At 68.4% G+C, this 13,985-nt stretch carries 12 protein-coding genes; all 12 read right to left on the bottom strand.

Translation table 11 applies throughout. The features are described from left to right. Positions 1 to 4: 4 nt before the first annotated feature. Positions 5 to 3,562, bottom strand: a complete 3,558-nt coding sequence (gene dnaE, locus AC3ANP_RS12455) for a DNA polymerase III subunit alpha (RefSeq protein WP_488330480.1) — start codon at positions 3,560 to 3,562, stop codon at positions 5 to 7. Positions 3,563 to 3,613: 51 nt separating this feature from the next. Further along, positions 3,614 to 4,471 carry an RluA family pseudouridine synthase gene (locus AC3ANP_RS12450; protein WP_488333048.1) on the bottom strand — a complete coding sequence of 286 codons (858 nt, stop codon included), beginning with the start codon at positions 4,469 to 4,471 and terminating at the stop codon, positions 3,614 to 3,616. A 97-nt stretch (positions 4,472 to 4,568) separates the two neighbouring features. Continuing rightward, a complete protein-coding gene (lspA, locus tag AC3ANP_RS12445) occupies positions 4,569 to 5,216 on the bottom strand; it encodes a signal peptidase II (protein ID WP_488330479.1) in 648 nt (215 codons plus the stop codon). 144 nt (positions 5,217 to 5,360) lie between these two features. Further along, positions 5,361 to 6,047 (bottom strand): DivIVA domain-containing protein, encoded by a 687-nt coding sequence (locus tag AC3ANP_RS12440; RefSeq protein WP_488330478.1) that lies wholly within the window; start codon positions 6,045 to 6,047, stop codon positions 5,361 to 5,363. 149 nt (positions 6,048 to 6,196) lie between these two features. Then, positions 6,197 to 6,505, bottom strand: a complete 309-nt coding sequence (locus AC3ANP_RS12435) for a YggT family protein (RefSeq protein ID WP_488330477.1) — start codon at positions 6,503 to 6,505, stop codon at positions 6,197 to 6,199. A 135-nt stretch (positions 6,506 to 6,640) separates the two neighbouring features. After that, on the bottom strand, positions 6,641 to 7,168 hold the full coding sequence (locus AC3ANP_RS12430; RefSeq protein ID WP_488330476.1) for a cell division protein SepF: 528 nt from the start codon (positions 7,166 to 7,168) through the stop codon (positions 6,641 to 6,643). 101 nt (positions 7,169 to 7,269) lie between these two features. Then, on the bottom strand, positions 7,270 to 8,013 hold the full coding sequence (locus tag AC3ANP_RS12425; RefSeq protein ID WP_488330475.1) for a YggS family pyridoxal phosphate-dependent enzyme: 744 nt from the start codon (positions 8,011 to 8,013) through the stop codon (positions 7,270 to 7,272). Beyond that, positions 8,010 to 8,744, bottom strand: coding sequence for a purine nucleoside phosphorylase YfiH/LACC1 family protein (locus tag AC3ANP_RS12420; RefSeq protein WP_488330474.1), 735 nt, complete (start codon positions 8,742 to 8,744; stop codon positions 8,010 to 8,012). The genes AC3ANP_RS12425 and AC3ANP_RS12420 overlap by 4 nt, the downstream gene beginning before the upstream one ends. A 126-nt stretch (positions 8,745 to 8,870) precedes the next feature. Continuing rightward, positions 8,871 to 10,082 (bottom strand): cell division protein FtsZ, encoded by a 1,212-nt coding sequence (gene ftsZ / locus AC3ANP_RS12415; protein WP_488330473.1) that lies wholly within the window; start codon positions 10,080 to 10,082, stop codon positions 8,871 to 8,873. A gap of 226 nt (positions 10,083 to 10,308) precedes the next feature. Then, the gene (locus tag AC3ANP_RS12410) at positions 10,309 to 11,232 is read right to left on the bottom strand and encodes a cell division protein FtsQ/DivIB (RefSeq protein WP_488330472.1); all 924 of its coding nucleotides are present in this window, start codon (positions 11,230 to 11,232) and stop codon (positions 10,309 to 10,311) included. Beyond that, complete coding sequence (gene murC / locus AC3ANP_RS12405) at positions 11,225 to 12,637, bottom strand: UDP-N-acetylmuramate--L-alanine ligase (protein ID WP_488330471.1); 1,413 nt, start codon at positions 12,635 to 12,637, stop codon at positions 11,225 to 11,227. The genes AC3ANP_RS12410 and murC overlap by 8 nt, the downstream gene beginning before the upstream one ends. 44 nt (positions 12,638 to 12,681) lie before the next feature. Next, positions 12,682 to 13,953 (bottom strand): undecaprenyldiphospho-muramoylpentapeptide beta-N-acetylglucosaminyltransferase, encoded by a 1,272-nt coding sequence (murG, locus tag AC3ANP_RS12400; RefSeq protein ID WP_488330470.1) that lies wholly within the window; start codon positions 13,951 to 13,953, stop codon positions 12,682 to 12,684. Between the last annotated feature and the right edge of the window lie 32 nt (positions 13,954 to 13,985).

Genomic DNA, 13,985 nt, shown 5'->3' with positions numbered 1-13,985 from the left:
CCGCTCAGCTGTCGAGGCAGGCCGGGCCCAGGAGCACCTTCAGGTCACCGAACAGCGAGGGGCTGGGGTTGACCCGCAGGTGCACCGGCAGCCCCATGACCTCCACCCGGCTGTCGCCATGCAGGTGCAGCCGGACCTCGGACTTGCCGCGGTGGGTCCTGAGCACGTCACCCAGTTCGGTCACCACCGCTTCGGTGGCCTTGTGGGTGGGCATGGTAATCACCAGCGGGCCGTCGAGGCCTTCGCTCAGGTCCGGAACCGACAGTTCCATGCAGTTGACGGCGACGGCCCCGTCGTCGCGGCGCTGCAGCCTGCCCTTGACGACGACGATCAGGTCTTCGGCCAGCACGTTGGCGATCGGCCCGTAGACCTGGCCGAAGAACATCACTTCCACCGAGCCGCCCAGGTCCTCGATCTCGGCGCGCGCGTAGGCGTTGCCGCTGGCCTTGGCGATCCGCCGGCTCAGCGAGGTGATCATGCCTGCGATCGTGATGATGGCACCGTCCTGCGGGCCGTCTTCGGCGATGACCGAGGTGATGGACTGGTCCGCGTGCTGGGAGAGCAGCCCTTCGAGGCCCTGCAGCGGGTGGTCCGAAACATAGAGCCCGAGCATGTCGCGTTCAAAGGACAGTTTGTCCTTTTTTTCCCATTCGGGCAGATCCGGGATGTCGATGCTCAGCGAGGACTCCGACTCGGCGGCGTCAATGCCGGCGAACAGGTCGAACTGGCCGATCGCCTCGTTGCGTTTGAGCGTGATGACCGAATCGATGGCTTCTTCGTGGATCATGGCCAGTGCCCGGCGGTGGTGTCCGAGCGAGTCGAACGCGCCGGCCTTGATCAAGGATTCGATGGTGCGCTTGTTGCACACGACGGCGGGCACCTTCATCAGGTAGTCCTTGAAGGAGGTGTAGGCCCCTTCACGTTCGCGGGCGGCCACCATCGCGTCCACGACGTTGACGCCGACGTTCCGGATGGCGCCCATGCCGAAGCGGATATCGTTGCCGACCGGGGTGAAGTTCAGCGCCGACTCGTTGACGTCCGGCGGCAGCACGGTGATGCCCATGCGCCGGCATTCGTTCAGGTAGATCGCCGACTTGTCCTTGTCGTCACCGACCGAGGTGAGCAGGGCGGCCATGTACTCGGGCGCGTAGTGCGCCTTCAGATAGGCGGTCCAGTAGGAGATCACGCCGTAGGCTGCCGAGTGGGCCTTGTTGAAGGCGTAGTCGGAGAACGGCAGCAGGATGTCCCAGAGAGTCTTGACGGCCTCCATCGAGTACCCGTTGTCCTGCATGCCCTGGGAGAAGCCGGCGAACTGCTTGTCCAGTTCGGACTTTTTCTTCTTACCCATGGCGCGGCGCAGGATGTCGGCCTGGCCCAGTGAGTAGCCGGCCAGTTTTTGGGCCACGGCCATGACCTGCTCCTGGTACACGATCAGGCCGTACGTGCCGCCCAGGATCTCCTTCAGCGGCTCCTCAAGCTCGGGGTGGATCGGGATGACTTCCTGGATGCCGTTCTTGCGCAGGGCGTAGTCGGTGTGCGCGTTGGCGCCCATCGGGCCCGGCCGGTAGAGGGCCAGCACGGCGGAGATGTCTTCGAAGTTGTCCGGCTTCATCAGCTTCAGCAGCGACCGCATCGGCCCGCCGTCAAGCTGGAACACGCCCAGGGTGTCGCCGCGGGCCAGCAGTTCGTAGGACGCTGTGTCGTCCAGGGCCAGGGATTCCAGGTCGAGGTCCTCCCCGCGGTTCATCTTGATGTTTTCCAGCGCGTCGGAAATGATCGTCAGGTTCCGCAGGCCGAGGAAGTCCATCTTGATCAGGCCGAGGCCCTCGGAGGTCGGGTAGTCGAACTGGGTGATGACCTGGCCGTCCTGGAACCGGCGCATGATCGGGATGACGTCGATGATCGGGTCCGAGGACATGATGACACCGGCGGCATGCACGCCCCACTGCCGCTTCAGCCCTTCGATCCCGAGGGCGGTTTCGAAGACCTTCGCCGCCTCCGGATCGGTGCTGATCAGCTGCCGGAAGTCCCCGGCCTCGCCGTAGCGCTTCGCCTCCGGGTTCTGGATGTCGGCCAGCGGGATGTCCTTGGCCATCACGGCCGGCGGCAGCGCCTTGGTGAGCTGTTCGCCCATGCTGAACGGGTAGCCCAGCACGCGCGAGGAGTCCTTCAGGGCCTGCTTGGTCTTGATGGTGCCGTAGGTGACGATCATGGCGACGCGTTCGTCGCCGTACTTCTTCGTCACGTAGTCGATCACTTCGGAGCGCCGCCGGTCATCGAAGTCGACGTCGAAGTCGGGCATGGAGACGCGGTCCGGGTTCAGGAAGCGCTCGAAAATCAGGCCGTGGTGCAGCGGGTCCAGGTCGGTGATGCGCATGGCGTAGGCCACCATGGAGCCGGCCCCGGAGCCACGGCCCGGGCCCACCCGGATGCCGTTGTTCTTGGCCCAGTTGATGAAGTCGGCGACCACCAGGAAGTATCCCGGGAAGCCCATGGAGGTGATGACACCGAGTTCGTAGTCGGCCTGGGTGCGGACCTTGTCCGGGATGCCCTGCGGGTACCGGTAGTGCAGTCCCTTGTCTACTTCCTTGACCAGCCAGGACGTCTCGTCCTCACCCTCCGGGCAGGGGAACCGGGGCATGTAGTTGGCGCCGGTGTTGAACGAGACGTCGCAGCGTTCGGCGATCAGCAGCGTGTTGTCGCAGGCCTCGGGGTGGTCACGGAAGAGTTCGCGCATTTCCTGCGGCGACTTCAGGTAGTACCCGCTGCCGGAGAAGGCGAAGCGCGAGCCGCCGTTGTCGTACGTCGGTTCGAGCAGGGTGGATCCGGACTGAATGGCGAGCAGGGCCTCATGGGCCTTCGCATCGTGCTCGTGGGTGTAGTGCAGGTCGTTGGTGGCCACCAGCGGAAGGTTCAGTTCCTTGGCCAGGCGCAGCAGGTCCCCCGTGACGCGCCGCTCAATGTCCAGGCCGTGGTCCATCAACTCGCAGAAATAGTTCTCAGCGCCGAAGATGTCGCGGAACTCCGCGGCCGCCTCGAGCGCTTCCCGGTACTGGCCGAGCCGGAGCCGGGTCTGTACCTCGCCGGACGGGCAGCCGGTGGTGGCGATCAGGCCCTCCGAGTAAGTGTTCAGCAGTTCCCGGTCAAGCCGCGGCCACTTGCCGAACACCGAGTCGAGCGACGCGATCGACGAGGCCCGGAACAGGTTCCGCATCCCGACGTTGTTGTAGCTGAGCAGGGTCATGTGCGTGTAGGCGCCGCCGCCGGAGATATCGTCCTTGCGCTGGTTTTCCTCGCCCCAGCGGACCCGGCTCTTGTCCGTGCGTGCCGTTCCCGGCGTGACGTACGCTTCGACGCCGATGATCGGCTTGATGCCCTTGTCGGTGGCCCGTTTCCAGAAGTCGAACGCACCGAACAGGTAACCGTGGTCGGTGGTGGCCAGGGCGGGCATGCCCAGCCGTTCGGTCTCGTCGAAGAGCTCCCCAAGCCGCGCCGCACCGTCCAACATGGAGTATTCGGTGTGGTTGTGGAGGTGGACGAACGAGTTGTTGCTGGAAGTCACCGAACCATTCTAGTGCCGGGCCCAGACCGGGTGTGTCCGCCACGCTGCCGGTCAGGCCTCGCCGGACTCCAGCACCTCAAGGGCATACTGCAGGTCCTGTGGGTAGTCGCTGGTCACGCTCACCCGTTCCCCGGTCCTCGGGTGGTCAAAGGAGAGCTGCCGGGCATGCAGCCACTGCCGGGTGAGGCCCAGGGTGGCAGCCAGCCGGGGGTCGGCGCCGTAGGTCAGGTCCCCGGCGCAGGGGTGCCGCAGGGCGGAAAAGTGGACGCGGATCTGGTGCGTCCGTCCGGTCTCAAGGTGGACCTCCACGAGCGAGGCCTTGCCGTAGGCCTCCAGCACCTCGTAGTGGGTCACGGAGTCGCGGCCGTCCTCGATCACGGCGAAGCGCCAGTCGTGGCCCGGGTGGCGCCCGATCGGGGCGTCGATCGTGCCCGCCAGCGGGTCAGGCAGGCCCTGCACCACGGCATGGTAGACCTTGTCCACGGTGCGTTCCTTGAACGCGCGTTTCAGCACGGTGTAGGCGTGCTCCGTCTTGGCCACCACCATGACGCCGGAGGTGCCGACGTCGAGCCGGTGCACGATCCCGGCGCGCTCCGGCGACCCTGAGGTGGAAATCCGGTACCCGGCGCCGGCCAGGCCGCCGACCACCGTGGGGCCAACCCAGCCCGGGGAGGGGTGAGCGGCGACGCCGACCGGTTTGTCGACCACGACGAATTCGTCATCGTCCAACAGGATTTTCAGGCCTTCCACGACTTCCTCCACGACTTGCAACGGATCGCGGCGCTCCGGAACGACGACGTCGATCCCGGCGCCGGCGGTGAGCTTGAGGGACTTGCCGACCGGCTTGCCGTGGCTGCTGACGTGTCCCTCTGCGATCAGGGTGGCGGCCTGTGAACGGGAGATGTCCATCAGCTTCGCCAGCCCGGCATCGACCCGTGCCCCGGCCAGCTCCGCGGGGACGGTGAAGTGCAGCCGGTCGGAGCTGGGGGTGGCCGCCGCTTCGGTCTCAGGCATTGTGTTCCCGGGCCTGCCGGTCCCGCGGCGCCTCCGCGGCGTCCCCGGGCTGGTCCCTGCCGTGCTGGTCCCTGCCGTGCTGGTCCTTGCCGTGGCGCGAGCCGTCGAGGCCCACACCCCGCAGGGTCAACAGGCAGATGATGGCCACCGCAGAAACGACGGACGAGTCGGCAATGTTGAAGATCGCGAAATTGGGCAGCTGGATGAAGTCCACGACGTGCCCCATCGCAAAGGAAGGCTCACGGAACAGCCGGTCCGTCAGGTTGCCGAGCGCACCGCCGAGCAGCAGCCCCAGGGCCAGCGCCCACCACGCCGAACCGAGGCGGCGCAGCTGCAGCAGGATCGCGACCGAGACGGCGGCCATGATGATGGTGAAAACCCAGGTGACGTTCTCGCCGATCGAGAAGGCGGCGCCGGAGTTGCGGATGTAGTACCAGTGCAGCAGCGGCGGCAGGACCGGGATCCGCTCCCCCTCGACCATGCTGGAGGTGACCCAGAGCTTGGTGAGCTGGTCGAACACATAGGCGAACACGGCGAAGCCGGCGAAGAGGGACAGCAGCAGGGCACGGCGTGGCCGGCGGGCGGGCTGCGCCTGGTCGTCCGCGGGCCCGGCGGCGTCTGGGGTGGGTGCGTCAGTCATAGTGCTTTCGTTCCGGTGCCGTGGTGGCTGGGCGGTCTGGGAGCGTGCCGCCGTCGCCCGGGGGCAGCGACGCATGGGGTTAATGCGGAAAGCCGGTGGCCGAGGAGTCCTCAGCCACCGGCATTCAGAATACGCGGGTTGCGCCTAGTGGTTGGCTTCGACCTCGGGGGCCGCCACCGAGCCGCGGGCGTCGAGGTCACGCAGCTGGCCTTCGATGTAGGCCTTGAGGCGGGACCGGTAGTCGCGTTCGAAGCCGCGCAGCTGCTCGACCTTGCGCTCCAGCACGGACCGCTGCTGCTCCAGGGCGCCGAGGATCTTGCGGGACTTTTCCTGTGCGTCGTTGACCAGGCTGCTGGCCTCGATCTGGGCCTCGGCAATGATCTTGTCGCGCTGCTGTGCGCCGTCGGCGACGTGCTTGTCGTGCATCTGCTGCGCCATCGCGAGCAGGCCTGCGGCAGACTCGGCGGAAGGTGTGGAGGCGGCGGGAGCAGGCGCGGCGACGGGTGCCGGCGCGGGTGCCTGCTCGGCTTCCTTCTTCTTCGCGGCTTCGGCGGCCTTGGCTTCGGCTTCTGCCTTGGCGCGGTCTTCCTTCTCGGCCTTGACGGGTGCCGGGACCTTTTCTACGACCGGAGCGGCAGCGGCGGAGCTGGCGGCCGTGCCGGAACCTGCTTCGGCGAGCTTCTTACGAAGCTCGTCGTTCTCCTGGTTCAGGCGACGGAGTTCAACGACGATCTCGTCGAGGAAGTCATCAACTTCGTCCTGGTCGTAGCCTTCACGGAACTTGGTCGGCTGAAAGCGCTTGTTGACAACGTCTTCTGGCGTCAAAGCCATCTGGTCACCTCGTTGGTCTAGTTAGTCAGAGGCCTTCCGGCCGTCAAAACTACGGTACCTAAATATGGTCTGGTTCCTCTAATTCAACACCGCGGTGTCAAACCGGAGTTTCAATCTATTCCGGCGCCGGATCGGGTCCGGTGCCGGGGTCAGGCAGCGATGGGCTGCGCGAAGGTGAAGTACCTGGCGATGCCCATGGCCACCGAAACGGCCAGGAAGAGCACCAGGAACGCCAGGTCCAGCGAGATTCCGCCGAGCCGTAGCGGCGGGATGATCCGGCCGAGGAATTTGAGGGGCTTGTCTGTGACGGAATACACAGCGTGGGCGGTGACGAGCGCAGCACCGCGCGGACGCCAGCTGCGCGCGAACATCTGGACCCAGTCGAAGATCAGGCGGATGATCAAGGCGACGAAGAAGAGCAGCAGCGCGATATAGGCCAGTCCGAAAACAATTCCCATGGGTTAACTTACATCTCCGTGTTCATTCCGGTACGGCAGTGTCCTGACAGTGGTTACGCATCTATTCCAACACGGATTGTTCAGCACGGATGCCAGGCGGGTCGTCCCGCCTGGCATCCATGCTGGGACACTGCCCTAACTCTGGTTGAAGAAGCTGGCCTGCGTCTCACTGATCTTCTTGTCATCGCCGATGACTTCGACATAGGACGGCGAGAGCAGGAAGACCTTGTTGGTCACCCGCTCGATGCTGCCGCGCAGGCCGAAGACCAGTCCGGCGGAAAAGTCGACGAGCCGCTTGGCGTCCGCCTCGCCCATGTCGGTGACGTTCATGATGACGGGGATGCCGTCACGGAAACTCTCACCAATGAGTTTTGCGTCGTTGTAGGACCGCGGGTGGATCGTGGTGATCTGCCGGAGTCCGGTGGTCTCTTCGCGGCTGGCCGCCGCTCGCTTGATGGGTGTCACGGGTGCGCGGTATTCCTCTTCGGCGTAGGACTCTTCCCGGGGGGCCTCGCGGACGGGCGCCGGCGCTCGGCGCTCTTCGCGGTCGTGCTCCATGGATTCGTCCTCATCCTTGTGCGGTGTGTGAAGCTCGGACTCGTAGTGTTCATCGCCATCGGCGAGCCCAAGATAGATCATTGTCTTGCGCAGAGCGCCAGCCATGGTCGGCTCCTAATCGTGTCCGTATGCGGGCCGCTCAGTGACCTGACAGTTCGGGAGTCACAGTATTGGAATCCCCGCCGTTCCCTTCCAATACGTTGAACCTACCGCAATGCCGGGCGCGGACCGAGAATATCGGAGCCAATTCTAAGGTGTGTCGCCCCGAAGCGGATGGCCGCCTCAAGGTCCTGGCTCATGCCGGCGGAGATCGCTGTGGCCTGCGGATACTCCGCCCGCAGCTGCGCCGAGATTCCCGCCAGTTTTTCGAAGGCGGCGTCGGGAACCGATCCCAGTGGCGCCACGGCCATCACCCCGGCCAGCCGGAGCCCGGACGCCTCGGCCAGTCGGCCGGCCAGCTCCGGGACCGCCGCAGCGAGGGCGCCGCCGCGCTGCGCGCCGTCGTCGTCCTTAAGGCTGACCTGGATAAAGCACTCAAGGTCGGCCCGGCCCGTGCGTTCCTGCTCGGCGGCCATCGCCCTGGCCAGGGCGGCGACCAGCTGGGGCCGGTCAACCGAGTGCACCGAGTGGGCGTATTTAACGACGGACTTGGCCTTGTTGGTCTGCAGCTGGCCAATGAAATGCCAGCGCAGCGGCAGCCCGGCCAGTGCCGCTGCCTTGTCGGCGGCTTCCTGGTCCCGGTTTTCGCCGACGTCGCCGACGCCGAGGGAGGCAAGCCGCGCAACGTCGGCGGCCGGGTGGAACTTCGTGACGACAATCAATGCCGGCGGGGCGCCGCGCCCGGCCTCGGCCGTGGCGGTCGCGATACGCTGCCGCACAGCGGCCAGCCGTTCGCGCAGCTCCGCGAGCCGGGGGTCAGCGAGATGCTCGCCGGGATCCGGCCCGTTCACGCGGCCGCCCCGGTCCAGACCAGGCCAGCGAAGCGGCCCGCGCGGCTGTTGCGGCGGTAGGAGAACAGCGCCTCATCCTCCAGGGTGCAGCCGCCGGAGTATTCCACGACGACTCCCCCGGCGGCCAGTTGGGAGCGGACCCCTGCGGGCAGGTCGAGCCCGGGGGTGCCCTGGGAGGTGGTGCACCACGCGGCGGGCACCTGTGCGGCTACCTCCGCCCGCAGGGCTTCGGGCACCTCGTAGCAGTTTCCGCAGATCGACGGGCCGATCCAGGCGGCGATGTTTTCGGCGCCCAGTGCCCGCATCCTGGCCACGGCGGCGGGCACCACACCGGCGGCCGTACCCGCCCGGCCCGCATGGACGACGCCGAGCACCGGCTCCGCGAGGTGACCCGCGGCGCCGTCCCCCACCAGGACGATGGGCACGCAGTCGGCCACCATGACGCCCAGCGGCACACCGGTCGAGACCATCGCGTCCGCGGTGGGGGCGGGGCCGGTCGGGGCGGGGCGCTCATCCGCGGGAGCCTCGGCGACGGTGGCCACGGCGCTTCCGTGCACCTGGTTCATGAAGCGGAAGCGGCGGGCGCCGAGCCCGGCGGCCTGTTCCAGCAGTTCCCGGCGCCGGAGCACCGCGTCCGCGTCGTCGCCGACATGGAGGGCCAGGTTTCCGGCCGCGGCGTTCGTGAACGCTACCCAGATCCCGGGCCGCACCTCAGCTCGCCAGGAAAACACTCAGCACACCGCCACGGTTGGAACCAGCACCATCAAAGAATTCATACCCAACACCGTAACCCGCCCGCCGCCGCGGCACCGCCGCAGCGCTGCCACGGCGGTGCCGGCGGCCGGCATCGAGGCGCCCTATTTGAGGAAGTCGGGGACGTCCAGGTCATCGGAGTGGCGGCCGGTCAGGTCCGGCTCCACCACCGAAGGCAGGTCGACGTCGAACCCCGAGTCGGCGGGCACCGCCGACGGGCGCTGCTGGCCCCAGGTGCTGCCCAGGCCCGGCGCACCCACGGCGGCATGCACCGGCTGGACGGGCGCCGACGCGGGGGCCTGCGCGGGGGCCGGCGTGGCCGGACGCACCGGGGCGGGCTGGGACTGGTCCATCGACGGCGAGGTGGCCTTGACGTCATCGAAGCCGGCGGCGATAACGGTGACCCGGGCTTCGTCGCCAAGCGCATCATCGATCACGGCGCCGAAGATGATGTTGGCCTCCGGGTGCGCGACTTCCTGGACCAGACGGGCGGCCTCGTTGATTTCGAACAGGCCGAGGTCCGAGCCGCCCTGGATGGACAGCAGGACGCCGTGCGCGCCGTCGATCGACGCTTCGAGCAGCGGCGAGGCGATGGCCAATTCGGCGGCCTTCACGGCGCGGTCTTCGCCACGGGCCGAACCAATGCCCATCAGGGCCGAACCCGCCCCCTGCATCACAGACTTGACGTCGGCGAAGTCGAGGTTGATCAGGCCGGGCGTGGTGATCAGGTCGGTGATGCCCTGGACGCCGGAGAGCAGGACCTGGTCGGCCGAGCGGAAGGCGTCCAGCACGGAGACGTTGCGGTCGCTGATCGAGAGCAGCCGGTCGTTCGGGATCACGATCAGCGTGTCAACCTCGTCGCGCAGGGCGTCGATGCCGGCCTCGGCGGACCCGGCGCGGCGGCGGCCCTCGAAAGTGAACGGCCGGGTCACGACGCCGATGGTCAGCGCGCCCAGCGAACGGGCAATCCGCGCCACGACGGGTGCGCCGCCGGTGCCGGTGCCGCCGCCTTCGCCGGCGGTGACGAAGACCATGTCCGCGCCGCGGATGACCTCCTCAATCTCGTCGGCGTGGTCCTCCGCAGCCTGCCGGCCGACCTCGGGATTCGCACCGGCACCCAGCCCGCGGGTCAGCTCACGGCCGACGTCAAGCTTGACGTCGGCGTCGCTCATCAGCAGCGCCTGCGCGTCGGTATTAATGGCGATGAATTCGACGCCGCGAAGACCGACTTCGATCATGCGGTTGACTGCGTTCACGCCACCGCCGCCGATGCCGACGACCTTGATGACGGCCAAGTAATTCTGCGGAGCTGCCACGTTACGTGTCCCTTGTTCGTGTTCTATTGCGAAAACTGATGGAGTCAAGCTTGAAGCCGAAAGCTTAACCTTCTAGTTGAAGGTTATAGTTATGTCAAGTAACTCATGTTGTGACGCTATTTCCTATGCCGGGGACATTCAATAACCGGCTCCGCGTGTCGCGGTTAAACCGGGCAAATGCCCCCTAATCTGCCGTAACCGCCGCCGGTTCGCGGCATCCGGTGCCCTAGCGTGTCACGGGATGCCGGGGCACGCTGACGTCGTAGACGCGGACCGGGTTTTTGGGGTCCGCCGGAACTTTCAGCAACGCCGCCAGGACCCTGGCCTTAAGCTCCTTCTCCCCCTCGTTGCCCCAGACGATCGTCTGTCCGTCCACGAGTTTCAGCTCCACCGCATCCGCCGACTTCGCGGAGGCGTCCGAAAGCCGGGCCAGGACATCGGCCGGCAGCGCGCCGAGCACGGCGGTGACCGCGTGGAAGAGGTCCTGTGGCAGTGCGCCGCCGCCGCTGTCAATGACCGGAAGTTTCACCGACGCCGGGTCAGCGGCGGTGCCGAGCTGGACGCCGTCGACGTCGACCAGCTGGAAGGTGCCTGCCTGCTTGACCAGGGCCACGGGCGTGCGTTCGATGATCTTGACCTGCAGCGTGGACGGCGGGCGGGCCTCGGTGCTCACGGCCTTGACCTGGACCAGCGGCCGCAGCAGTCCGCTGACCTCCGCCTGGCTGATCTGCGGCAGGGGTTTGCCCTGCAGCGGCGCCAGGGCCGCCTTGACCTGGTCCGGGGCGAGCATCCGGGTGCCTTCCACGCTGACGGTCTGGAGCGCCAGCCACGGCGAGTAGACGGCGGCCGCCACGATGCCGGCGACCAGCACAGCAAGCACGCCCACCGTGCTGAGCACGATCCGGCGGCGCCGTTTGGCTTTGGGTTCGGGAAAGCTCAGCACGTTCCCGCGCCCGGACGCGGACGGCCCGGACGCGGACGATCCTGCCCCGGCGGGTATCCCACCGGAAGATGGCACCCTGGTGCGGGCGGGGCCGGTGTCCGCCTTGGACGCGGAGATGACGTCGGCCCCCTGTCCCGGGGGTGTGGCCGCCGGCCGGCCGGCCCCGGTGCCGCGCGAACCGTCGCCGGGCCGGCGCGGGCTAGTCACCGGGCGCCTCGGCGATGAGCGCGGCAACGATTCTGGGTCCGTAGCCGGTGACGTCGCCGGCCCCTGCCGTCAGCACGATGTCCCCGGCCGAGACTGCCGAGAGGACCGCCTGCACTGCTTCCTCGCCGCTGCCGACGAGCCGCCCGTGCGGACCCAGGCGGTCTGCGATCAGCTGGCTGGTGACGCCCGGGATGGGGTCTTCCCGGGCCGGGTAGATGTCCAGGACCAGGGCCGTGTCCGCAGCGTTCAGGGCGTCGGCGAAATCCTGGGCGAATTCCCGGGTGCGGGAGAACAGGTGCGGCTGGAACAAGACGTGCACCCGGTGCTCGCCGGCCACCGACCGTGCCGCCGCCAGGGCCGCCCGCACTTCGGTGGGATGGTGCGCGTAGTCGTCGTAGACGCGCACGCCACGGCCTTCGCCCTGGTATTCGAAGCGGCGCGAGGCGCCGGAGAAGTTGGCCAGTGCCGCGGCTGCGGCGTCGGGGGTGACGCCGAGCTCCAGCGCCACGGCGAACGCCGCGGCGGCGTTCAGGGCGTTGTGGCGGCCGGGAACCTGCAGCTGCACCGCCGTGCGGCCTGCCGGGGTGGAGATCCAGACGTCGCCCGGGCCGCCGTCGTGCAGCCGGACGTCGGCGTCCTCGGCGGTGCCGTAGAGGATGACCCGGGTGCCGGCGTTCTCCCTGCTGCGCTGCGCGAGGGCGCGGGAGCCGTCGTCGTCGGCGCAGGCGACGAGCAGCCCGTCCGGAGGCAGCAGCGCGGCGAAACGGTCAAAGGAGGCGTAGACCGCTTCGGCCGTGCCGTAGTGGTCCAGGTGGTCCGGTTCGACGTTGGTGACCACCGCGATCTGCGGCCGGTAGTTCAAAAAGGAACCATCCGATTCGTCGGCCTCGGCCACAAAAACAGGAGTGGTCCCGGAGGCGGCGTTCACGCCGAGGGCGGGCACGTTGGCTCCGATGGCAAAGGACGGGTCCAACCCGGCGCCTTGGAGGAGCACCGTGATCATCGACGTCGTGGTGGACTTGCCGTGCGTTCCGGCCACGGTGATCGCGGTGTCCTGGGCCATGGTGGCGGCCAGCGCCTCCGAACGGTGCAGCACGGGCAGCCCGGCGGAGCGTGCGGCGGCGAGTTCGGGGTTGTCCGGGCGGATCGCGGAGCCGGCGACGACGGTCTGGGCGTCGCCGAGGTTCGCGGCACGGTAGCCGACCTCGATCCGGGCGCCACCCGCGGCCAGTTCCGCCATGACCGGGAGGTCTTTCGCGTCCGATCCGCTGACCGGGACGCCGCGGGCCACCATGATCCGCGCGACGGCGGACATTCCGACGCCGCCGATGCCGATGAAGTGCACGCGTCCCAGCGCGTCCTGGCGCGGGGCCGCCTGCGGGCTGCCGTGGGGGGCCTGGGTCATGGCGTTACCGCTTCCTGCCTGCTGTTGGGGGTCACCGCTGTTCATTACCGGCGGTCACTGTCGTTGGTGGCGTCGCTGGCGCTGCTGCTGTCCCCGCGCCCGGGGTCCTTCTGTCCGGGGTCCTTCTGTCCGGGGTCCTTCCGTTCGGGGTCGGCCGCGCCGGCGGCGGAGTCCTTCTGTTCTGGGTCGGCCGCGCCGGCGGCGGGGGCGCCGGCGTGCTGGGCGGCGTCCAGCACCAGGGCGGCCATCCGGCGGTCGGCATCCCGGATGCCGAGGGCTTCGGCGGCGGATGCCATCCGGTCCAGGCCGGCGGCGTCGCGCAGCACCGGGATGAGGCGGTCGGTGACCCAGCCGGCGTCAAAGCGCGCGTCCTCGACCAGCAGGGCGGCGCCGGCCGCGACCAGCCCGGCGGCGTTCAGGGACTGTTCCCCGTTGCCGATCGGCAACGGAACGAAGACCGCGGGAACCCCGACGGCGGCCACCTCGCAGACGGTCGCGGCACCGGAGCGGGCCAGGAGCAGGTCTGCGGCGGCGTAGGCCAGTTCCATCCCGTCCACGTACTCGACCTGCCGGTAGCCCGGAGCCGCCAGGAGCCGGCCCTGGGCGTCATGGACGGTCTTGCCGCGACCGGTGATGTGCAGCGTCTGGATACCGGCGTCGCCGAGGGCAGTAACGGAGGCGGCAATGGCGCGGTTGATGCTTTGCGCGCCGGAGGAGCCGCCGGTGACGATCAGCGTGGGTTTGTCCTGCTCCAGGCCCAGCGCGCTGCGGGCCGCGGACCGGGCTGCTGAGCGGTCCAGGCCGGAGATCTCGCGGCGCATGGGCATCCCGACGTGCCGCGCGCCGCGCAGCCGGGTCTGCGCGAACGCGACGGCGACGTGCCGGCTCAGCAGGGCGCCCACCCGGTTAGCCAGCCCGGCCCGGGTGTTGGCCTCATGCACCACGATCGGGATCTTCCGGCGCCACGCGGCGAGGTAGACCGGGGTGCAGACGTAGCCGCCGACGCCGACGACCACGTCGGCGCGCGCCTCGTCCAGCATGTCGCCGGCCTGGCGCACGGCGCCGGCCAGCCTGCCCGGGAGCCGGAGCAGGTCAAGCGAGGGTTTGCGCGGAAAGGGGACCCGGTCCACGGTGCCCAGCCGGAGACCGGCGGCAGGGACCAGCCGGGCTTCCATGCCGCCGGGGGTGCCGACGGCGAGCAGCTGCGACTCCGGCCGCACCTCCAGCACGGCATTCGCGATGGCGATCAGCGGGCTGATGTGCCCGGCGGTGCCGCCGCCGGCAAGGACGACGGACAGGGGCGACTCGGTCTTCATAAGGGGCTAGGTACGCTTTCGTGCGGGATTCT

Source organism: Arthrobacter sp. JB02-1C, assembly GCF_057748045.1.
This window is presented reverse-complemented; position numbering and strand designations above follow the sequence as displayed.

Excerpts from the sequence above, each read along its gene's own strand:
- AC3ANP_RS12440 (WP_488330478.1), bottom strand. The coding sequence starts at position 6,047 with ATGGCTTTGACGCCAGAAGACGTTGTCAACAAGCGCTTTCAGCCGACC.
- AC3ANP_RS12450 (WP_488333048.1), bottom strand. The coding sequence starts at position 4,471 with ATGGACATCTCCCGTTCACAGGCCGCCACCCTGATCGCAGAGGGACAC.
- murC (WP_488330471.1), bottom strand. The coding sequence starts at position 12,637 with ATGACCCAGGCCCCCCACGGCAGCCCGCAGGCGGCCCCGCGCCAGGAC.
- AC3ANP_RS12430 (WP_488330476.1), bottom strand. The coding sequence starts at position 7,168 with ATGGCTGGCGCTCTGCGCAAGACAATGATCTATCTTGGGCTCGCCGAT.
- AC3ANP_RS12435 (WP_488330477.1), bottom strand. The coding sequence starts at position 6,505 with ATGGGAATTGTTTTCGGACTGGCCTATATCGCGCTGCTGCTCTTCTTC.
- murG (WP_488330470.1), bottom strand. The coding sequence starts at position 13,953 with ATGAAGACCGAGTCGCCCCTGTCCGTCGTCCTTGCCGGCGGCGGCACC.
- lspA (WP_488330479.1), bottom strand. The coding sequence starts at position 5,216 with ATGACTGACGCACCCACCCCAGACGCCGCCGGGCCCGCGGACGACCAG.